A 20,160-nucleotide genomic window follows, 5' to 3' on the forward strand; every position below is an offset into this window, starting at 1 on the left:
ATAAAAGGAAAAATATGAGTATAATGAGAAAGTAATTAGGTAAGCTAATTATTTAATGAGAAAGGAGAGTGAAGATGAATGTATTCAAGAAAAGATTCTCTTCCTTTAGGGATTGAGCCGTACGCAGAGTTAATCAAAAAGACAGCATCAGCGGAAACGGATCCAATCGCAGCAAAACTTGGTTTGTTAATGTTATGGACGTCTGATAATGTTCTTGATGCGGTTGACGTAGATTTAGCTCCGCTTGGTATTTCAGAGAGTAAATTAGATTTTTTACTATTGTTTATTTTGCGTGAAATGGAAGCGAATGGGGAAGAGGTGAACATGAGTCCTTCGGATATTGCGAGTCGATTAGGGATTACACGTGCTTCTGTCACTGGCTTATTAGATTGGATGGAGAAACGAGAGTTAATCGTAAGATTCCACCATTCTGAAGATCGAAGAAGATTAAAGGTGAAAATTACTCCGAAAGGAAAAGAACTAGTTACACATTCTTTACCAACTTTTTGGTTATCTTGCGCTTCGTTAGTTGATGGCTTTAATCAAGAAGAGCGTCAAGTTTTAGAAAAGCTATTAAATAAAATGCAAACAACTATGCAGGTGAAATTAGGAGAAGGTAGGTAAATAAGTTGATTATGAAGATCAACTTATTTATTTGGACATATAATTAGCTTACCTTATTATATGCTTAACTAACTTTATGAGCGGTGATAATTTTTGCTATGTAATTAAAATAAATAAGAGTTAAAGGAATGCTATTTTAGTAATTTAGAGAGTTTAAACTAATAAAAACAAATCGTAATAAGGGAGAGAGTTTATGATGGAAATAGGAAAGGAAGTAAATAGTGAAAAGAATTATACAATAATGACAGCAGTATTATGTTGGTCGGGTATGGTAGTTATGTCTAGCCTATATGTAACAATACCTTTAATCTCTCTATTTTCAAACATTTTTAATACGTCATTAGCACAATCGGCAGCTACAGGAAGTATATTTTCTGTTGGCTTTGCTATAGGGTGTTTGTTATTTGGGGCAATTTCTGATAAATATGGACGAAAAAAAGTGATTTTTATTGGATTGCTTGCACTGTCGATTGTTTCTTTTTGCTTAGGGTTTGTAGATAGTTTATTTTGGCTTGTTATTTTTAGAGGTATACAAGGGATAGCAGCAGCTACATTTTCTCCAGTAGCGCTAGCCTACGTTGTAGAAATGTTCCCAGTAGAAAGAAGGGTTACAACAATAGGATTTGTTAGTACTGGTTTTTTAGTAGCTGGAATTGTAGGGCAGGTAATAAGTACTGCTGTTAGTCAGCATTTTGGATGGCATATGGTTTTCTTTCTTCTTAGCATTGTCTATATAAGTACTGCTATATGGGTTTATTATTCTCTTCCGAAAGAAGAGACGTCTCAATCCTATACTGATATTTTGGGGCCAATTAAACAGATGGGTAAAGTTTTTACAAATAAAAGCTTAGTATTAAGCTATATAATTGCATTTGTTTTATTAATGGCTTTTGTTAATATGTATACTGTTTTAGGGAATTATTTGAGCTCTCCTACTTACAATTTAATTGCAGAACAAATTCTTTATTTTCGCTTAGCGGGGCTATTTGGTATGTTGCTGTCACCGCTTACAGGTCGTTTAACGAAGAGGTTTGAAGTAAGAAAAGTTCTTCAGGGAGGATTGTTGATCGCTATTTTTAGTCTAAGTTCAATGGGCTTTGTTTCGTATCTATCTCTACTTGTAATGATGAGTGTCTGTTTTGTAATAGGTATTGCTATATCCGTTCCGTCTTTAGTTTCTCTTGTAGGTCAATTAGGAGGGAAAGCGAGGGGAATAGCAGTATCTATTTATACTTTTATTTTATTTTTAGGTACTAGTATAGGACCTATCATTTCTATTTATCTAATGAAAATAGGAGGGTATGCTCAAACATTTATTTTATTAGGAATGCTACTTTTTATTGGTTTTGTAGCTTCTCTATTTATAATTAATGAATAAGTGGAAAATCACTCAAATAAAGGAATGCGAGGATCTTTCATATGCTCACATAATAAAAGATGAATTTGTCCACGATGATGATAAAAGTGTGCAACGATTTCAAGTAACCATTCAAAGCGCGAATAAGAAATACCCCAATAGGCAGTCATAACTTCTGCTAATTCTATTTGGGAGTAGGAAAGAAATGTTTTGGAGAGAAGGTTGTATCCTTCAATCATCGTTTGTTGCATTTGAGCAACTGTTACGGGCGTATGTTCTATATAAAAGGTATGTAATTCTTTTTCTGGAATACCATTTAAAATGAGCAAATCAGCATGACAAATAAGAGAAAGATGTGTACACATTTCAAATAATGATCGTTTTGAGTGAATCGGTTGTATTTTTAAATCGTTTTCACTATATTGGTTAAGCATATAAATAGAAGTATCAATAGCAACTTTTAGTTGATGTAATGCAGATTGAACAAACATTGTAATTCTCCTCGTCTCCGTATATAATAGTTTCTTGAGGATATTATATCATACTCAAAATTCCGAAAATTCTAGTAGTTTGACTAGCATAATGAAAAGTATTATATTGTAAAAGGTCATATGAAACGTGAAATAGAATGGAATGCAATTATTGAGTTAGGAGTTAGACCAATGAGTTTGAAATATGGAAGAGATACAATTGTAGAAATTGACTTAAATGCTGTAAAACATAATGTAAAAGAATTTAAAAAACATGTAAATGATGAAGAAATTAAGATGATGGCTGCTGTAAAAGCGAATGGGTATGGCCATGGGGCAGTTGAAGTTGCCAAAGCTGCAATTGAAGCTGGAATAAATCAACTTGCAGTTGCATTTGTAGATGAAGCAATAGAATTAAGAGAAGCAGGAATTACTGTGCCGATTTTAATTTTAGGATACACACCAGTAGCGGCTGTAGAAGATGTAATTCAATATGACGTTATGATGACTGTTTATAGAGTAGAAGATTTACATGGTATAAATGAAATTGCAAACCGTCTTCAAAAAAAAGTACAAATTCAAGTGAAAATTGATACAGGAATGAGTCGTATCGGTTTACAAGAAGAAGAAGTTAAACCATTTTTAGAAGAATTAAACCGTATGGAGTATATAGAAGTAGTAGGGATATTTACGCATTACTCTACGGCAGATGAAATCGATAAATCATATACGAATATGCAAACAAGTTTATTTGAAAAAGCTGTTAATACAGCGAAAGAATTAGGAATTCAAATACCATATATTCATAGTTCAAATAGTGCAGGATCAATGGAATTAAGTAACACATTTCAAAATATGGTGCGCGTTGGAATAGGAGTGTACGGTATGTATCCATCAAAAGAGGTGGATCATTCAGTCGTTTCTTTACAGCCTGCGTTGTCGTTAAAATCAAAAGTGGCTCATATTAAACATGCGAAGAAAAATCGTGGTGTAAGTTATGGGAATACGTATGTAACAACTGGTGAAGAATGGATTGCGACTGTACCAATTGGTTATGCTGATGGTTATAATCGTCAATTATCTAATAAAGGCTATGCGTTAATTAACGGGGTTCGAGTACCTGTAATTGGCCGTGTTTGTATGGATCAGTTAATGTTGGATGTTTCAAAAGCGATGCCAGTACAAGTAGGAGACGAAGTAGTATTCTACGGTAAACAAGGTGAAGAAAATATCACAGTAGAAGAAATAGCGGATATGTTAAGTACAATAAACTATGAAGTTACATGTATGCTAGATAGAAGAATTCCGCGTGTTTATAAAGAAAATGACGAAACAACTGCAGTTGTAAATATATTAAGAAAAAACTGAATCATTTAGATTCAGTTTTTTTATTTTTGGCAAGTGAAAAATGCTCTATTTGTACCGTACGATTGAATATTTTTAAAACCTACAGATTGTAATGCATGAGTAATTTCGTCTTTAGTGTAACATGTTTCTTTAAAAGAAAAGTCACTTCTTTTCCAAATATCATTTGTATCACGTGTAAATAATATGAAATTCATTTCTGCTTTTTTGTTTTTATTATCAAATGTAGAATCAATCGTACAAACATATTCTTTCTCTGAAATATGAAACGAAGCAATCCAGTTTTCAAGAAATCCTTTTTCCATATTCATATCAAATGCGAATATACCCTCGTTATGTAATACGGAGTAAACGTTGTGAAACACACTTTTTAGTTCATCTAAATTCATAATATGGTTTAAACTATCACCGGCAGAGATGACGTAGTGGAATTGCTCATTTATATTGAAATAGCGAGCGTCATCGACGAAAAAGGTTGCATCTGGCGCATTTTCACTTGCATATTCAATCATTTGAGTAGAACCATCTATACCAGTTACTACAAAATTATTATCAAGTAGTTTCCTTGTAAGATGACCAGTCCCGCAACAAAGATCTAAAATATGAGAACGTGGTTGTGCATATTGTAAAACGAGTTTTTCAAAAGCTAGATAGGAGTGTTCGGCAAAATTTCCCCAATGTTTATTATAAATAGATGCGAAAATATCGTAATCAGAATAAATAAGTTTTTTAGACATAAATATTCTCCGTGCTATTCATTAAATTATAATAGTCATGCTTCGTTTTAATTTTAAAACCACATTGTGTATATAGTTTTAAAGCATGGTTATTTTTCGTTTCGACGTCTAATTCAATTGTTGAAGTTCCTTCTGTAATAAGGGTATGTACCATATAACTAAGAATATCTTTTCCATATCCTTTACCTTGATAAGAAGGATGAACGGCGAATCCTGATAGTGTAGTAGATTGTTCTTGCTCAGTAACTGTAATTGTTCCAATAGCTTTTTCGTTAATAAGAGCACTGTAAACTTTATGAGAAGGTGAAGTCATCATTTTTTGTAACCATGTAGCCGTATTGTCTACTGAATCACCAAAAGCTGTACTAGAAATTTCAATAAGGTCAAGAAGTGATTCTGAAGTTGCAAGAGTAAGCTGTATATTACTTTCTGTTGTTTTTTGAATTTCGTTTGTTTTGAACTCCATACTATATTCACTATATAAATACGGTAATTTCATATGTTTTACAAATTCATTCCCAGAAATAGAATCCCCATTGATAATAAGAAGAGCTTCATCTGCCTCTCTATTTTGTATTTCTTTCATTGCAGTTTGTAAAAGGGTAGTTCCGAAACGTTGTTTTCTAAAATGAGGATGTACAAAGCCTATTAGTTCAAGCTTTGTTGGTCTTTCGAAATCATACATATTTAAAGTGCCAATTAATTGAGTACCGTTATAAAGAAGAAAATCGTTTATATGATCTTCATTTCGATTTTTTAAAAAGTTGATATGTAAATCTGAAGAGTAATCAAGATTGTCTTGTTGCCCGCAAATATAAGCCAAATCCTTCATTTGCTGTATTTCACTTTCTGTTACAGAACGCTTTTTCTGAATATCCATTGTATACTCCCTCTCAATTGTATTTAAAAATAGGATGGGTGACTTAACCATTCCTTTAATTCCACACTACCTTGCACAGATAACAGTCGGTATAAATAACGATATGGTCGTCTACATTCTTCAAGATGAGGAATAGGCATAATTGTTTCGTAACCACTTTTAAAGGCATGTGCTTCTTTTTCGGTAAGTACATATTCTAGTCCGATAAAATCAAACTCTCGCGGGGCAACCGCGTAAGCTTCAGTATCTACTAAACCCGTAATAGTTGTACCGTCATATAAAAATTGGGTAGGGTCCATATCAAGTAAGACGAGTGTAGCTTCTTTTGGTAGGGACAGGGAAGAAAGCTGTGATTCAAAGGTAGGAAAAGCATTTTGTATGCTTTCATCATCGGAATAAAACATATTCACAAGCTCTTTACTCACGTTTAAAATATGTGATTGGAATTCATCTAGTGGAACTTGGAACGTGCCTGACGGATTTCCTATAAAATCGGCTTTAAACTTATGTATTTCTGCAAGTCCTTTTCCTAGGCTAAATAAAATAGAATCTGGTTGCTCGATAAAAGATTGAACTGTGTTACCTACTAACTTTTCGACCACCACAAATTCACGGCCATTTAAAACATGTTTTTCTAATATTGTTGGGATAGGAAGATTCGTATGTTCTTGCAGCAATGTATGTACAGTTTCTAAATGATGGACGTTCCTTGGATCAATTCCAAATAGATTTTTACATCCCCACCAAAAATCATTATTTGGTTCTTCATTCATTTTAGAAGTACGAACGATAACTTCTGTATCTTCTGTTTGAACGAGAAAAACATCACTTGCATGATCTTCATAACCTGGGTGCAAGGCCTGAACGGATAGAATAGTTGAATTGAATAGTTGTTGTAGCATGAAAAGACTCCCTTTTCTGTAAATTCTATAAATTCATTATATAACAGATGATGTGTTATGAGGATAAAGATAAAAAGATTGAAAGCATAGTTACATTTATAGCGAAAATTCATTAAAAACATTATATTTCTACATTTTTGTGTGAATTGTCTAAAAATTATAGTAGTAAGACTCATATCTTTAAATCTATGAAGAGTAAAAGTAAAATTAAGCATTCATTTATAAGATTGTGAATCAAAATAATGTAGACTATAGAAAATATTTCTCAATAATAAAATGAAGAGAAAAGCATGAAGAAGTAGAATGCATTCATTTATAATAGACTTAAATTAATTAATATAATTAATTGTTAACTTTATAAGATTGACTGGATAGGAGAGAATATTATGGCAAATGTACTCGTAATAAATTTCCCTGGGGAAGGTCATATTAATCCGACTTTAGCTATTGTAAGTGAGTTAATCCAACGAGGAGAAACAGTTGTTTCGTATTGTATTGAAGATTATAGAAAGAAGATTGAAGCAACAGGTGCAGAATTCCGAGTGTTTGAGAATTTTCTCTCTCAAATTAATATTATGGAACGAGTAAATGAAGGTGGGAGCCCTTTGACGATGCTATCTCATATGATTGAAGCATCAGAGCGTATTGTTACTCAAATTGTAGAAGAAACAAAAGAGGAAAAATATGATTATTTAATATATGATAATCATTTTCCAGTAGGACGTATTATAGCGAATATTTTACAATTACCAAGCGTTTCATCTTGTACAACGTTTGCTGTTAATCAGTACATTAATTTTCATGATGGGCAAGAATCGAGACAAGTAGACGAAATGAATCCATTATATCAATCTTGTTTAGCGGGAATGGAAAGATGGAATAAGCAGTATGGAATGAAATGTAATAGTATGTATGATATTATGAACCATCCTGGTGATATTACGATTGTATATACTTCAAAAGAATATCAGCCGCGTTCAGATTTATTTGATGAATCGTATAAATTTGTAGGTCCATCAATTGCTACTCGAAAAGAAGTGGGGAGTTTTCCTACCGAAGATTTAAAAAATGAAAAAGTGATTTTCATTTCTATGGGAACAGTTTTTAATGAACAACCTGCTTTGTATGAAAAGTGTTTTGAAGCGTTTAAAGATGTAGATGCGACAGTCGTATTAGTCGTTGGTAAGAAGATAAATATAAGTCAATTTGAAAATATCCCGAAAAACTTTAAGTTGTATAATTATGTCCCGCAATTAGAAGTTTTACAGCATGCTGATGTATTCGTGACACATGGTGGTATGAATAGTTCGAGTGAAGCGTTATATTACGGTGTCCCATTAGTTGTAATTCCGGTAACAGGGGATCAGCCATTCGTTGCAAAACGATTGACTGAAGTAGGGGCAGGCATAACACTTAATCGTAACGAGTTAACTTCTGAATTGTTACGTGAGACTGTAAAGAAAGTAATGAATGATGTGACGTTTAAGAGAAATAGTCGTAAAGTGGGAGATTCGCTTAGAAATGCTGGTGGATATCAAAGGGCAGTTGAGGAAATATTTGAATTAAAAATGAAGCCGTACGTAAAGATTAAATAGATGTTAGAAACACACTTACTTTTAATTTGTAAGTGTGTTTCTAGTATTACGTGTTACATAAAAATAGCGATAAAGGTGAAACTTTTTTGTATATAAATCGATACCTTTGAATTAGTAGTAAAATTACGTTAAAATAATACTAAGAAAATATATAAGTTTTGGGGGTAATGAATGAAGAAAGTATTTGAATACGTATTATTAACAATTGGCTCAATTATAGTAGCAGGTTCATTAGAGCTTATTTTAGCACCTAATGGATTAGTAGATGGCGGGGTAACGGCTATTGCTATTATGGCAAATAAAGTCGCAGAATTGCCGCTTTATGGTGTGTTCTTAGGAATTAATATCCCAATTTTATTATTTACTGCAAAAGTAATGGGAAAGAAATTTTTTATCCGTACATCTTATGCGAATGTAGTTACAACACTCGGATTAATTTATTTAAAACCATTTCCAGCAATTACGACTTCTGAGTTATTAATTGTACTTTATGGTGGAGTGCTGTTCGGAATTGGTGTTGGGATTGTTGTTAAAATGGGTGGAGCAATTGACGGTTCGGAAATGTTAGCAGTTTGGATGAATAAACACTTTAATGTACCGATTAGTACTTTTTTACTTGCAGTAAATGCAGTTATTTTCATCTTTGTTGCCATTTTATTTTCAATCGAACAAGCGATGTTCTCATTAGCCATTTTCTATATTGTTACGAAAATGATTGATTTTATATTAGATGGTATAAATCAAGGTAAGAGCGTTATGATTATTTCTGGTAAGAATAAAGAAATAGGCGATTTACTTATGAAAGAATTGCAACTATCTGTTACGTATCTACATGGAGAAGGTGGTTTTTTAGGGGAGCATAAGAGAATCATTTATTGCATTACAAACCGATTCATTTATCCGAAAATGAAAGATCTCGTTCTCTCTGTAGATCCAACCGCTATAATTGAAGCTTCTTATTCAACAGAAACGACTGGTGTGAAACGTCCGGGAAGGAAAGCTAGGTCAGGTGAATAACTAGCAGAAGGCTGTCCAAAAAGTTATTTTGGAACAGCCTTCTTTTTTATTTTGTTGAATTGTTAGTATGTTACAAGTTAAACCCACTGTTAACAAGTTTCCTTGCAACTAGGGAACCAAGCGTTTTTCAATAATATAGCCAACGTTTCAATTTTATTTTCTGGAATGCTACCAAAACCGAGTAATACGTATGATTCCTTACGTAAATCATTCACGAAATCATATGGAGAAAGCGGGTATAATTTAACGCTTTGTTTTTTAGCGGATTCAATCAGTTCGTTTTCATTCATACTGTTATGGACACATAAAACAATATGAAGTCCGGACTGTTCGCCAAGAATTTGAACATTAGCCCCCATTTCTTTCATAATGGATTTTACTAACGCATGATGTTTTCTTTTATATAGTGTACGACTCCGGTTAAGATGACGTTCCCAATTCCCGCTTTGTATAAAGTTAGCAAAAGCAAGTTGTTGTATTGTAGCGACTGTTTGTTTGAAAATTCCATGCAGTTCTTGATATGTTTTTAAAAGATGTGGTGGTAAAACAACATATCCCATTCGTAAAGAAGGTAAAAAAGATTTTGAGAAAGTCCCCATATAAATAACGCGTTCATTTGAATCAAGACTTTGCAAAGAAGGAATCGGCTTACCAGCGTAGCGAAACTCACCGTCATAGTCATCTTCAATAATGTATCCGCTGCAATCATTAGCCCACTTTAACAATTCTGTTCTTCTAGATAAAGGCATAATAATCCCGAGTGGAAATTGGTGTGATGGTGTAACGTATGCGACATTGGCATTTGTGTTATATAAGCTAGAAATATCAATACCTTTTTCATCCAATGGTATGGGATGAATTTGTCTATCACAGCTTTTAATGATTGCGTGTATACGGTGAAATCCAGGGTTTTCAATGCCGTATTCTTTTGTAGGGCCAAGCAGTTGAAGTAGTAGCCAGAGAAGTGGCTGCGTTCCGGCACCGATCACAATTTGATCAGGTGAAGAATGTACACCGCGAGAATGATATAAATATGTTGATATATGCTCTCGAAGAGCGAATTCACCTTGAGGGTCTTCTTTGGCAAATAGTGCATTTTCGTATTTAAGAATGGATTCTTGTAATGCTCGTTTCCAATTTGTAATCGGAAATGTATTTTGATCAATAAGCCCTTGGCTACAATCATATTCGAATTTTTCGTCTATTAAATTGCTCGTCTTCATTGCTGCATTTCGTTTTTTATTTGGGATAACGTCAATATCGAAATTTGCTACAAAAATACCACGTTTCGGTTTACTTTCTACATAACCTTCAGCTAATAATTGTTGATAAGCTGATTCAACAGTGATGCGGCTAATATTAAGTTGTGATGCTAAATTTCTGTGTGAGGGTAGACGTGTGCCAACAGAAATACTCCCTTGTATAATTTCAGCTTTTATATAGTCGTAAATTTGCAAGTAAATAGGTGTGTTACTTTGTAATTGCAATGGGATAGTAAAATCCATATAAAACTCTCCTTTAAAACTGGCCTTATAAAAAATAATTAAACTGTCACTTAAGTAAAGGGCAGTTACTTTCTATAATAATGATATAACATTTAGAAAATTAAATAAATAGTTAGAGGAGAGTTAAAAATGAATGTTAAAGAAGTAGTAACAGAAGAGCAATTACATGAAGTATTACCTGTTTTACAGCAATTAAGAACGAAACTTTCAAAAGAGGAAACAAGCTCTTTATTTCGAAATATGAAAGAAGAAAATTATAAATTATTTTCGCTGCGTAATGAGGAGGATGAAGTTGTTAGCCTTGCAGGTGTAGCGATTTGTACGAATTTTTATAATAAGAAGCACGTTTTCGTATATGACCTTGTAACAGCAGACACACATCGTTCAAAAGGACATGGAAATGTATTACTTTCGTATATAGAGAACTGGGGAAAGGAAAACGGATGTGAATCTATCGTCCTCACATCAGCATTTGCAAGAATTGATGCTCATCGTTTTTATGAAAGAGAAGGGTATGATAAGGTGAGTTATTCTTTTCATAAAGAATTATAAATAATAAGAAGAAGCTGTCCCGCAAAAGTTGGGAACAGCCTCTTCTTATTTATTAAGTTATTATTGAACGGTAAATAGGTTGTAAGTTATGGTATATGTATTTGAAAAGGTTATATAGTGTATTTTGTCGAATTGTTTTAATTTAATAAAGAGAATGATTGGAGCGCTTATACTTGAAGAAAATAAAGAAACTATCAATCCCTAATGATGCTAGAGTTATCGTCATATCTGATATTCATGGAGAATTAAATCTTTTAAAAGAAGCACTATATAAAGTTAACTTTAAAGATGAAGATTATTTAATTATTAATGGAGATCTTTGCGAGAAAGGACGAGATAGCGTAGGTGTAGTAAACTACGTTATGAATCTTGTAAAGAACAATTCAAATGTTCACGTTGTTGAAGGAAATTGTGAAGTTTTAGTTGATGCTCTTCTAAATGAAAATCCTCGTCTTATTAATTATTTATGTACGAGAAAGCATTCAATTTTTAATGAATGGCTAGAGCAATTGGATTTTTCAGTTCATGAAGGCACTTCAATTCGTGAAGTGAGAGAAGCCTTGCTAAGTGAATTTTCACAAGAACTATATTGGCTAACGGAGTTGCCAACAGCGATTGAAACAGAAGATTATATTTTTGTGCATGCCGGGCTAGAAGATAGAGTAGATTGGAAAGAAACAGAGCGCAAAAATGCGATAGCAATGCCAGAGTTTTTTAATAAATCACATAAAGCAAATAAGTATGTAATAGTTGGTCATTGGCCTGTCGTGAACTATTCTGAAGAAGCACCGTCTAACAATCCAGTTATTGATGAGGAGAAAAAAATTATTGCAATAGATGGAGGAAATGCAATTAAAGAAGCAGGACAATTAAATGCATTTATTATTCAGAGGAAACAAACGGGCGATACGTTTTCTTATACATATGTAGACTATTTTCCAGGGTACGAAGTAATAGCGGATTTTAATGCGAATTCAGAAATGCAGGGCGGAGTGACATATCCGTATTATTACATAGAGCCTATCGAGAAGATGCAAGATTATACAGTATGTAAGCAAAAGGAAACAAATAAATTACTCACTGTAAAAAATGAATACATGAAACAACTTGAGTCAGGTAAATATACAGTGAAAACTGATATTTCTTGTGCGCAAATAAGCGTTAGAAAAGGAGATATCGTTTCTCTCATTGATGGTAGTTGTTCAGGATATGATTTAATTAAAAAAGATGGTGTAGAGGGGTGGATAGAGAAAGGCATTTTGCTTGAGCTGAAATAGGAGGGATGTAACCTCCTATTTTTTATTGCCTATTTTGCGCCTTCGTACTTCAATTAACCTTTTAAATTAGTGGACTGCCTGCTGTCTTTAATAAGTAAATAAATCGTACTCGGTAGAATGATAAGCGTCATTCCTAAAAGAATTGCTAGTATGCCATAACCTCTATAGGGAGCAGAAACGCTAAAAGGAAGTATCGCTAAAAAAATCCCTGCTATCATCATTGAAATACTACTAATATTTGAAGCTCTTTTTTCGAGGTGCTTATCATTCCATTCTAATGAAACGGTTGATTTAGTCGTATCAATTTTGGAACTGAAATAACCTATTAATATAAATAAAAGCCCTAATGCTAAAAATATGAAATGATCAAGAGGAAGTGAAAAGCCAAGAGCGATGAGGGCAATGACAATATCGACAAAAAATAAGAATAATAACATTGTGTTGCCGATCCAATGGAGAAATTTCTGGTTACTCACTGCTTTAGATAAAGCTAAAAATACAAAGAATAAGAAGAAACATATAATTATATTTACGATTACAAAAGTGCTTTTATCCATTGTTGATGTAGGCGTTCCATTGAAGTCCCATTTTGTAACAATATTTGATGGTAAGAAGAAATATAGAATAATATTTGTCGTAATAATAGTGAGAAATAAAGCAATACTAAATTGATTATTCATTGAATCACCAGCTTTCTAAATCAATAATTGGTATCTTATAACAAAATTATACAATATAATATATGATATTAGTTTTGATTTTTCTGAAAAAATATTATAATTATATATGAAATAAAGGTGAATGCAGGAGGGAATTATGCAAAAGGTTGTATTAAAGGGGAAGAAAGTTACAATTCGTACAATAGAAGAATCGGATATAGAAACATTATGGAATATCATATTTAAAGAAGAAAGCCCAGAATGGAAGAAATGGGATGCGCCATATTTCCCGTTCTCAATGCAAGAATACTCTTCCTATAAAGAGAAGATGCAAACTCGTTTGAAAGAAGAACCACTGTCAAATTTAATTATAGAAAATAACGGTCAAATCATTGGGACAGTCGGGTTTTATTGGGAATATAAACCGACGCGTTGGTTAGAGATGGGGCTTGTGATTTATGACCCAACATACTGGAATGGTGGATACGGTACAGAAACATTGACATTATATAGAGATTTGCTATTTGAAAAAATGGAGATTGGTAGAGTAGGAATCACGACTTGGTCTGGCAATGAACGAATGATGAAAGTAGCGGAGAAAATAGGAATGAGCTTAGAAGGTAGAATGCGAAAGTGTCGTTATTATAACGGAACATACTATGATTCTATTCGAATGGGAATGATTCGTGAAGAATGGGAAGCACTATGTGTAACGAAGGGGTGAGAAAGATTGTACGCTATTATTGCTAAATTTGATCGTGTATTTACTAATAAAATTACAGAACTGCAAAATGAATTAACGAATATAATGGGAACAAATCAATTAGCTGGAGTAGAACCTCATATTACGATTGCGGATTATAATGAGTTAGATGTTAATTTGTTTATTGAAAAATTAAAGGGATTTGTAGCTATTCAAGAAAGTATGTCTGCAGTCACTTTTCCTTCTGTTGGAACTTTTCCTACTAACGGTACGATTTTTCTAGCTCCGACTGTTACCGATGAATTGTTAAAACTTCATCATTCTTATCATGATTATTTTAAAAATTTTCATGACAATCCAAATTCATATTACGTACCGGGAAAATGGGTTCCGCATTGTACGATTGCGAATCATTTGAATTCAACTCAGTTTTTAAGTGCGATGGAGTATATATATGAGAATTTTGATGTTACAACAGCCTCGATTGAAAAGTTAAAATTAATTAAGGTGAATTATGAAAATGGTTCTGCCGTTTCTTCTAGTATATTAGCAGAATGTAATTTAAAGAGAATGGAGACATCGAGATGACATATATAATTAGAGAAATGAAGCAAGAAGACATTCACGCTGTACAATCAGTAGCAAAAATAGCTTGGCATGATACATATGAAGGCATTATTCCAAGAGAAATTCAAGACAGTTTTTTAGACGAGGCATATTCTGATGAAAAAATGAAATATCGTCTTAAAAATACACATTTATTCGTTGCGGAAGAAGAGGGAGAAGTAATAGGATTTGCTAACTTTTCACCTGTTAGACTACAAAATGAAGCGGAATTAGGTGCGATTTATTTGTTACCAGATCAGCAAGGAAAAGGGATCGGAAGTGCTTTATTACAAAGAGGGATTAAGGAATTAAATGGGATACGTAAATTGTACATACATGTAGAAGCAGCAAATGAAAAAGGAAAACGCTTTTATGAAGCGAAAGGTTTTGCTGAATTAGAGCAATTTGAAGAAGACTTTGAAGGACATATGATGCAGACAGTAAGGATGGTTTTATATGTATAAGGAGGACTAGCAATGAAAATTTTTGATTTTAGTGAAAAAGTAGGAAAGCACATATCGGTATTTCAATCTAATTTCATAATGTCGAAAATAGTAAACCATCAAGGAAATGTACATATCGGTGCTATGCGTTTACAAGAGAATGGAATCATCGGTTATCATGAAGCAGTTGTATCTCAACTGCTTCTTATTGTGGACGGAGCAGGATATGTATGTGGGGCAAATAAAAAAAGATAAAGGTAGAGGCGGGACAAGCTGTGTTTTGGGAGAAGGGAGAGCCCCATGAAACAAGTACAGAACAAGGATTAACGGCAATTGTTATGGAGGCGGAGAATCTTGAACAAGGGATAGTAATGCCTATTATTCCAGGGGAGTTGTGAAAAATGATAATTAAGGCAAATCAAGAAGATACCAATGAAATATTAAAACATACAGCTCAAGCGCTTTTTGAAGGGACGAGAGGAAATTGTCAATTAAGTACCGAGAAAGCGATTGAAATTACAAAGCCGATTGTAGAAAAAGGAGCATTTTATTTAATCATTAAAGAAGAAAATAAAGTAATGGGATGGATATTAATAGGGGAAAATACAGACTATTTTTCTTGTGAAAAACTTGGATTTATATATGAATTGTACGTTTTCCCAGAATATCGCGGGAAAGGATTATCGAGAGAACTGATGGAAGCTGGTATTAAGGAATTGAAGGAGAAGTATTCAGAAATTAGGTTGAATGTATTTACTGGGAACTTTGCAAAAGAGATGTACGAAGAGTTTGGGTTTGTTGAAAGACAGGTAATTATGACTTTGAAGTGAGTATACGGCTTTTAATTATCGATACATCGTCTATTCTTATATTTTCTATGTTATTGCCATATAGCCTACCTAAAAAGATTGCTCTTATTACTTTTGTTTTAATTATAGGAGCTATTTCATTGGGGGCGAATAAAGTGGTAGGACGAATACATAACAAATTTAAACAATAATAAAGTTTGAAAAAGGATGGAGGTAATTCAATATTAATTAGGGAAAGAAACGGGATTATACGTTAGAGATGGTTATCGGATAGGTGGTACCATTAAATTGAAGGATTAAGAGAGGGGCATATTAATATGCAATCATTTAAGGCTGGAAAATATATTACATATGTTGCAGTTGTGATACTTCTTATATTTTCTATGTTATTGCCATATAGCCTACCTAAAAAGATTGCTCTTATTATTTTTGTTTTAATTTTAGGAGCCATTTCCTTGGGAGCGAATAAAGTAGTAGGACGAATATATAAAAAATTTAAACAAAAATAAAGTTTGGTATAAGGGAGGAGTAATCCAATAATAATACGGAATTCACTTGAAGTTTTGTTGCAAGAAAAAAATTTTTCAGCAATTTAATTATTCATAGGATTTACTTCAAATGTTGTTTTAGAATCCATTTTCAAATTTTTAATGAAAATGGATTAGAACTATTACAGATGCTTAAAAAAGGAGAAATAAACAAATGAAACTATTACCAATTGGAACAGTCGTTAAAATAGAAGATATAGAACAAATTGTAATGATTATTGGAAGAATGGTCATATCAGCAGATAAACGTGATTTTGATTATGTGGGTGTTCCTTACCCAATAGGCTATCTAGGGGATGAAAAAGTATTATGTTTTAATCACGATAAGATTGTAGAGGAAATGCATAGAGGGTATATGACTGAGAGTGAAATAGTTCTACGCGAGAAATTATTAGAATTATAGACTAGTTGGAAAATACGATAGGGGAAAATAAGATGGGGAAAATAATGAGAACCCTTGTAATCATTGGCATACTTATCCCGCCGATACTGCTGTGGAGTGTTCCGGATACTCCTCTAAATGATAAACTATTGTTTACAGGTATACAACTAACTGTTGGATTCATCGCAGTAGTAGCGTTAGAGATTATATTTAAAAATCGAAAAAAGAAGAGGGCAAAATAGAGATAGATTGTATGGAATAACAGCTGAAAATATGTAACGTGTATTATTAATCGTTTTACTTGGGAGGTGACCTACTGGTTGCCTCTTTTAACGTTATGCTTATAGTTTTATCTGAAAAAGAAAAAAGGAGCAATCAAGCATGTTTAAACAAGGGCGTATTTTAATGTGTACTTTTACCGCAGTGCTATTTTTTCTTCCTTCTTCTTTCTATAGCCAATGGGAAAAAAGGTTTTAACAGCTATTGTTGCTCTAATTATTGGTGGAGTAGGTATTGGAATTTCCTATTTATTAGAAAATTTCAGTAGCAAGTCGAAAAATATATCTAAATAAGAAAAGAGAATAACGATAAAGCGTTCCTAATTGGTTCAGTTGAAAAGATAAAAGATTTAAATTGTTTTTTTATGTTATAGAAATTAACAAGCGTTAACAAGTAAATGCGTAGTATATCATATAGTAACGGCAAGCGGAGTACATGTGAATAGATATTAGTTAAGAAGAGGCTACTTATAATAGGCAGCCTCTCCTGCGTGTATTATGCATTATTATCGATACATCGTCCACATCCCAATGTCTTTAAACCCTAGTCGTTTATAAATTCGTCCAGCAGCTGGATTGTTATAAAATAAACAAAGTGTTCGGCCTTCTTTCGTAAAGTCTTGAATCATTTTTTGTAATATGAGTGAAGCGTAGCCATTTCCGCGATAATTCGGGTGTGTACATACACCAACTACCATAGCAGATAATGAATTTTCAGCGGAAGTAGAGGCGGATGCGATGATTGCACCGTCTTTTTCAATATAATATGTACGTCCTGTATTTGTTTCGATAGCCTGCCTTAATATTTTCTCTGATTCATTAGTAGTCGGAAATTCAGCGATGTCACTTCTTAATTGCATAATTCGCTCTACATCATCTAGTGTGGCAAGTTTAATTGTTTCTTGGATAGGCGTGCTAGGTAAGTTGTTGTCATTTAGACATTCGCAAAAATACATTTCATTTTTGGCGCCTAATTGTAGACTTGGAGAAGTTTCAAACCTTTCTACAATAGTTGACTTGCCAGAGAGTTTAAGCGGTTTATATGCGGAAAGAAGTGCCTCATAATCAATGGTAACAAAGTCTTCTTTACTATATGGTATAAATGAATCGTGGAATCGGAGTAGAATTGATTTTAATGTCCCATTCTCTTTAAATACTCCCCATAATTCTTGAAAATCTGTGTCATAACCGAAAGCTTCAATATCTCCAATAATAAACAAGTTAATGGCTGCTTCTTCTTTTAGGTAAGCGAATACTTGTTCATGATCTTTCTTTGTTAATTTTCGCATCATAACGAATCGACCTCTTTTTTTTATTTTTTCTAAATATTACAACTTAAGTTTTTTGAAATCAATATAAAATTTTATGTTTAGTTCACAAACTTTCGGAAAAACTAGGAAAGATATGACAAAGGAGGTTATGAACGGTGGATCATCCAATTCAAGGGTTAATGAAAGCAGCAATGGAAAATTTAAAAGAAATGGTTGATGTAAATACGATTGTTGGAGAGCCTGTTCAAACGGCTGACGGTGGTGTGGTGTTAACGGTTTCTAAAGTAGCGTTCGGTTTTGGAGCAGGAGGTTCTGATTTCCAAACGAATGATGGACAAAGAGCGAACGGTAACCCTGCATTTGGTGGCGGTAGCGCGGGTGGTGTTTCTATTACACCAGTAGCATTTCTTGTGGTGAATAAAGATGGAGTAAATATTCTTCATTTACAAAATGCGACACATTTAGCAGAAAAAATGATTGAATTAGCTCCACAAACAATTGATAAAATTCAATCGATGTTCCAAAAAGAAGAAAAGAAAGAGGGAAATCATCATCCTCAAAACCCTGATGAAATCCTTTAAAAACGCCTGCTTATGAGCAGGCGTTTTTTCTTGTAATCACTATGTAATAAAACACATGAAATTGTAAATAGTTTTTGAAGTTTTTTCTATGTTTCTAAAATTTTTCATGTTAAAATATGCTATAGAATTGAAACATATAAAACGAAGGTGGCTAGGTGCTTTGTCTGGAGGATCTGACCAAGTAAAGAATATGATATATATTAATGGTAATCGTCGAGGTCATTGTTTTATTACATCAGGAATTACGTTTAAAGAGTTTGCGAGTAACATCCCTTCACCGCTTCATCAAGTGTTGCTTTTGAAGCACAACTTTGAATGGACGGATTTTCATTATCATACTTTATTTGAATATGTTGAGGAAGAAAATATACATAAGTTAATTCAAGCAGAGATTGATGAATTTGATGAATTTTGTTGGGTAGATTTTGATGATGCAAGCGATTTAGATGAATTAGAGCCGAAAGAAATTGCAGAATTATTATATTTGGCTCACAAAAAAGAACCACTTGCAAGAACATTCTTTCCGTTACTGAAAAATAGATTTGTTTATTTTTCACATGATGACGGATGGTACAACAAAGTGTATTATCGTAGAATTGCCGATTTTGTAGGAATGTTAAGTAAAGTCATTCCGTATAAACTCGGTGCTTTCGGTAAGAAACGTTTTTCTTTCTTTCAAAAATCAAAAATTTTCCCAGCGATTTCAAAAGAATTGATTATGGGACTTATTCCACTAATGGAAGATGGTCTTTACATTGATCTAGCAGGAAAAATTGAGTCAAGAAGAGGTCTTGAAATTCCGGTATATGTAGTTGGTTCGTATGAAAGTACGGATGAGGTACTAGATAACATTGATGAATTGAAAGAACAAGCAACAGAAACAGGTTGGCTCATTTTTGATAAGAAAGAACAAGAGTGGCAATGGGTTGTTGACTAAGAAAACTTGGCGCATGAAGTCAAGTTTTCTTGTCATTTGAAAGGAGAAAAAATGAAGAAATATTATACAATTGTGGGTATTGTAAGTATTATTCTCGTGGCGATACTACTTATTACTTGTCCGAAAGAATCTGATTTTAATTTGTATTTAGAGGATAAGTATGCGTTGAATTGTAATGAGAGTAGTTTTGAATGCACGCAAAATGTAGATGGTAAAAAAGAAAAACTACAATTTGAAAGTACAGATGCACGAAATGGTGTATTCTTTATGACTGTAAAGCAAACATTTAAAACAGAAGCTGGTGTTTCAAAAGAATATAGCGGAGTAGGAATGTTTGGTACATTTCTTTTTGTTTCAGAGAAGACTTTCTAGTAATAGAAGGTCTTTTTTTTATGCTTATGTTCATATAGATGAAGTAAGACAAGCATAGGAGGGATAGCGATGAAGAACACATGTATCGTTTGCGGTGGTGAGGAGTTTTTTTCCTCAACATTATATGCACGTACGAAACAAGATTGGGCATATGCACCAAACATGTATCGGTTTGAAAAAGTATTTATTGAGCATAGGGATGAAGAAAATTATCCAGTGTTTCAAGAAATTACAGCGAAACATTGTTGTGGATGCGGTCATATTATGTTGTATCATGAATGAACACACCA

The 20,160-nt window shown here is 33.2% G+C and carries 25 protein-coding genes and 2 pseudogenes; 20 read left to right on the forward strand and 7 right to left on the reverse strand.

Annotated features, from left to right (window positions below; genetic code table 11):
- The first annotated feature begins 78 nt into the window (after positions 1 to 78).
- On the forward strand, positions 79 to 624 hold the full coding sequence (locus AC1Q8M_RS06370; RefSeq protein WP_098855561.1) for a MarR family winged helix-turn-helix transcriptional regulator: 546 nt from the start codon (positions 79 to 81) through the stop codon (positions 622 to 624).
- Positions 625 to 820: 196 nt separating this feature from the next.
- Positions 821 to 2,002, forward strand: a complete 1,182-nt coding sequence (locus tag AC1Q8M_RS06375; protein ID WP_033657502.1) for an MFS transporter — start codon at positions 821 to 823, stop codon at positions 2,000 to 2,002.
- An 8-nt stretch (positions 2,003 to 2,010) separates the two neighbouring features.
- On the opposite strand, the gene AC1Q8M_RS06380 is transcribed toward AC1Q8M_RS06375, so the two are convergent.
- Entirely contained in the window at positions 2,011 to 2,472 is a 462-nt protein-coding gene (locus AC1Q8M_RS06380; RefSeq protein WP_000498006.1) for a DinB family protein, read from the reverse strand.
- A gap of 171 nt (positions 2,473 to 2,643) precedes the next feature.
- On the opposite strand from AC1Q8M_RS06380, the gene alr reads away from it, so the two are divergent.
- Entirely contained in the window at positions 2,644 to 3,819 is a 1,176-nt protein-coding gene (alr, locus tag AC1Q8M_RS06385; protein ID WP_002093966.1) for an alanine racemase, read from the forward strand.
- A gap of 20 nt (positions 3,820 to 3,839) precedes the next feature.
- Here alr and AC1Q8M_RS06390 read toward each other — a convergent pair whose 3' ends face one another.
- Genes AC1Q8M_RS06390 through AC1Q8M_RS06400 form a run of 3 tightly spaced genes read right to left on the reverse strand, consistent with a single transcriptional unit; the run spans position 3,840 to position 6,335 of the window.
- On the reverse strand, positions 3,840 to 4,553 hold the full coding sequence (locus AC1Q8M_RS06390) for a class I SAM-dependent methyltransferase (RefSeq protein WP_000038495.1): 714 nt from the start codon (positions 4,551 to 4,553) through the stop codon (positions 3,840 to 3,842).
- Positions 4,546 to 5,433, reverse strand: coding sequence for a GNAT family N-acetyltransferase (locus AC1Q8M_RS06395; RefSeq protein ID WP_016512971.1), 888 nt, complete (start codon positions 5,431 to 5,433; stop codon positions 4,546 to 4,548). The genes AC1Q8M_RS06390 and AC1Q8M_RS06395 overlap by 8 nt, the downstream gene beginning before the upstream one ends.
- Positions 5,434 to 5,456: 23 nt before the next feature.
- Complete coding sequence (locus AC1Q8M_RS06400; protein ID WP_000941378.1) at positions 5,457 to 6,335, reverse strand: aminoglycoside phosphotransferase family protein; 879 nt, start codon at positions 6,333 to 6,335, stop codon at positions 5,457 to 5,459.
- A gap of 386 nt (positions 6,336 to 6,721) precedes the next feature.
- Between AC1Q8M_RS06400 and AC1Q8M_RS06405 the strand changes: the two genes are divergently transcribed.
- On the forward strand, positions 6,722 to 7,930 hold the full coding sequence (locus tag AC1Q8M_RS06405; protein WP_000024463.1) for a macrolide family glycosyltransferase: 1,209 nt from the start codon (positions 6,722 to 6,724) through the stop codon (positions 7,928 to 7,930).
- Positions 7,931 to 8,101: 171 nt separating this feature from the next.
- Positions 8,102 to 8,947: a YitT family protein gene (locus AC1Q8M_RS06410; protein ID WP_000755122.1), complete on the forward strand. Its 846-nt coding sequence runs from the start codon at positions 8,102 to 8,104 to the stop codon at positions 8,945 to 8,947.
- A gap of 89 nt (positions 8,948 to 9,036) precedes the next feature.
- Here the strand turns inward: AC1Q8M_RS06410 and pdxR are convergent, their stop codons facing one another.
- A complete protein-coding gene (pdxR, locus tag AC1Q8M_RS06415) occupies positions 9,037 to 10,452 on the reverse strand; it encodes a MocR-like pyridoxine biosynthesis transcription factor PdxR (RefSeq protein WP_000348018.1) in 1,416 nt (471 codons plus the stop codon).
- Positions 10,453 to 10,581: 129 nt separating this feature from the next.
- On the opposite strand from pdxR, the gene AC1Q8M_RS06420 reads away from it, so the two are divergent.
- Positions 10,582 to 11,004, forward strand: a complete 423-nt coding sequence (locus AC1Q8M_RS06420; RefSeq protein WP_001101121.1) for a GNAT family N-acetyltransferase — start codon at positions 10,582 to 10,584, stop codon at positions 11,002 to 11,004.
- 173 nt (positions 11,005 to 11,177) lie between these two features.
- Complete coding sequence (locus AC1Q8M_RS06425) at positions 11,178 to 12,281, forward strand: metallophosphoesterase (RefSeq protein ID WP_000721394.1); 1,104 nt, start codon at positions 11,178 to 11,180, stop codon at positions 12,279 to 12,281.
- A 53-nt stretch (positions 12,282 to 12,334) separates the two neighbouring features.
- Here AC1Q8M_RS06425 and AC1Q8M_RS06430 read toward each other — a convergent pair whose 3' ends face one another.
- Complete coding sequence (locus tag AC1Q8M_RS06430; protein ID WP_001064609.1) at positions 12,335 to 12,961, reverse strand: DUF1648 domain-containing protein; 627 nt, start codon at positions 12,959 to 12,961, stop codon at positions 12,335 to 12,337.
- Between the two features lie 136 nt (positions 12,962 to 13,097).
- Here AC1Q8M_RS06430 and AC1Q8M_RS06435 point away from each other — a divergent pair, with 136 nt between their 5' ends.
- The 9 genes and pseudogenes from AC1Q8M_RS06435 to AC1Q8M_RS06475 all read left to right on the forward strand — a co-directional run bounded on the left by AC1Q8M_RS06435 (position 13,098) and on the right by AC1Q8M_RS06475 (position 17,003).
- The gene (locus tag AC1Q8M_RS06435) at positions 13,098 to 13,664 is read left to right on the forward strand and encodes a GNAT family N-acetyltransferase (protein WP_001174782.1); all 567 of its coding nucleotides are present in this window, start codon (positions 13,098 to 13,100) and stop codon (positions 13,662 to 13,664) included.
- 6 nt (positions 13,665 to 13,670) lie between these two features.
- Complete coding sequence (locus AC1Q8M_RS06440; protein WP_000270856.1) at positions 13,671 to 14,231, forward strand: 2'-5' RNA ligase family protein; 561 nt, start codon at positions 13,671 to 13,673, stop codon at positions 14,229 to 14,231.
- Positions 14,228 to 14,713 carry a GNAT family N-acetyltransferase gene (locus tag AC1Q8M_RS06445; RefSeq protein WP_000221051.1) on the forward strand — a complete coding sequence of 162 codons (486 nt, stop codon included), beginning with the start codon at positions 14,228 to 14,230 and terminating at the stop codon, positions 14,711 to 14,713. The genes AC1Q8M_RS06440 and AC1Q8M_RS06445 overlap by 4 nt, the downstream gene beginning before the upstream one ends.
- Positions 14,714 to 14,725: 12 nt before the next feature.
- A pseudogene (locus AC1Q8M_RS06450) lies at positions 14,726 to 15,097 on the forward strand (cupin).
- Positions 15,094 to 15,522 (forward strand): GNAT family N-acetyltransferase, encoded by a 429-nt coding sequence (locus tag AC1Q8M_RS06455; RefSeq protein WP_000584233.1) that lies wholly within the window; start codon positions 15,094 to 15,096, stop codon positions 15,520 to 15,522. Before AC1Q8M_RS06450 ends, AC1Q8M_RS06455 begins: the two are co-directional and overlap by 4 nt.
- Positions 15,523 to 15,818: 296 nt before the next feature.
- A complete protein-coding gene (locus tag AC1Q8M_RS06460; protein WP_065228716.1) occupies positions 15,819 to 16,010 on the forward strand; it encodes a hypothetical protein in 192 nt (63 codons plus the stop codon).
- A 193-nt stretch (positions 16,011 to 16,203) separates the two neighbouring features.
- The gene (locus tag AC1Q8M_RS06465; protein ID WP_000771614.1) at positions 16,204 to 16,452 is read left to right on the forward strand and encodes a DUF4176 domain-containing protein; all 249 of its coding nucleotides are present in this window, start codon (positions 16,204 to 16,206) and stop codon (positions 16,450 to 16,452) included.
- A gap of 32 nt (positions 16,453 to 16,484) precedes the next feature.
- The gene (locus AC1Q8M_RS06470; protein ID WP_016512959.1) at positions 16,485 to 16,673 is read left to right on the forward strand and encodes a hypothetical protein; all 189 of its coding nucleotides are present in this window, start codon (positions 16,485 to 16,487) and stop codon (positions 16,671 to 16,673) included.
- A gap of 139 nt (positions 16,674 to 16,812) precedes the next feature.
- Positions 16,813 to 17,003: pseudogene (locus AC1Q8M_RS06475) on the forward strand (hypothetical protein).
- A 212-nt stretch (positions 17,004 to 17,215) separates the two neighbouring features.
- On the opposite strand, the gene AC1Q8M_RS06480 reads toward AC1Q8M_RS06475, so the two are convergent.
- Entirely contained in the window at positions 17,216 to 18,001 is a 786-nt protein-coding gene (locus AC1Q8M_RS06480) for a GNAT family N-acetyltransferase (protein ID WP_000984744.1), read from the reverse strand.
- A gap of 134 nt (positions 18,002 to 18,135) precedes the next feature.
- Between AC1Q8M_RS06480 and ytfJ the strand changes: the two genes are divergently transcribed.
- The 4 genes from ytfJ to AC1Q8M_RS06500 all read left to right on the forward strand — a co-directional run bounded on the left by ytfJ (position 18,136) and on the right by AC1Q8M_RS06500 (position 20,152).
- Positions 18,136 to 18,561, forward strand: a complete 426-nt coding sequence (gene ytfJ / locus AC1Q8M_RS06485) for a GerW family sporulation protein (RefSeq protein WP_000349991.1) — start codon at positions 18,136 to 18,138, stop codon at positions 18,559 to 18,561.
- A 160-nt stretch (positions 18,562 to 18,721) separates the two neighbouring features.
- The gene (locus AC1Q8M_RS06490) at positions 18,722 to 19,498 is read left to right on the forward strand and encodes a hypothetical protein (RefSeq protein WP_000014088.1); all 777 of its coding nucleotides are present in this window, start codon (positions 18,722 to 18,724) and stop codon (positions 19,496 to 19,498) included.
- A 51-nt stretch (positions 19,499 to 19,549) separates the two neighbouring features.
- A complete protein-coding gene (locus AC1Q8M_RS06495) occupies positions 19,550 to 19,870 on the forward strand; it encodes a hypothetical protein (protein WP_000761185.1) in 321 nt (106 codons plus the stop codon).
- Positions 19,871 to 19,939: 69 nt separating this feature from the next.
- Positions 19,940 to 20,152 (forward strand): hypothetical protein, encoded by a 213-nt coding sequence (locus AC1Q8M_RS06500; protein WP_000798747.1) that lies wholly within the window; start codon positions 19,940 to 19,942, stop codon positions 20,150 to 20,152.
- Positions 20,153 to 20,160 lie beyond the last annotated feature (8 nt).

The sequence above is a fragment of the Bacillus sp. GW823-FHT06A10 genome, assembly GCF_058795375.1.